The organism is Liquorilactobacillus sicerae (assembly GCF_029916425.1).
Lineage (GTDB): Bacteria > Bacillota > Bacilli > Lactobacillales > Lactobacillaceae > Liquorilactobacillus > Liquorilactobacillus sicerae.
This window is the reverse complement of the sequence record NZ_JAHAVQ010000349.1, coordinates 1-395: the sequence shown is the minus strand read 5'-3', so window position 1 is coordinate 395 and position 395 is coordinate 1. Positions and strand designations below refer to the sequence as shown.

Here is a 395-nt window from a genome sequence, read left to right as displayed (position 1 = left end):
GTAATATGCGCTTCAAAAACTTCCGCCTCTTCTTTACCGAGATTTTTTTCAGCTTTGGCTTTGATTTTTTTTAAATCATCTTTAGAAGAAGAGAGCGCTTTGTCTAAACGAATTTCCTCTGCATCAATATCTTTGATTTTTTCGTTATAAGGAAAAGCCAAACTTGGATCAACCAATAAATAACTTTTAGCGATCCCAACACCATCCGATGCCGCAATTCCAGTTAATTTTTTCGTTTCAGCCATTGTTTACCTCACTTGAATTTTTTGATAACGAAAATTTTTGATCCGTTTTTCAATAATCACAAGAAAATGAATTTTTTATGATTATTCCTAACAAACGTAAAACTATCTCTATAGCAAACAGCCAATCAAGAAATCTCCGTTTTCAATAAT

General features: G+C 32.2%; 1 protein-coding gene. It reads right to left on the bottom strand.

Translation table 11 applies throughout. From position 1 onward, the window contains the following. Nucleotides 1–245: phosphoenolpyruvate-utilizing N-terminal domain-containing protein (locus KH893_RS12780; RefSeq protein ID WP_281166394.1), on the bottom strand; the 245-nt coding region annotated here is incomplete at its 3' end. Nucleotides 246–395: the final 150 nt, after the last annotated feature.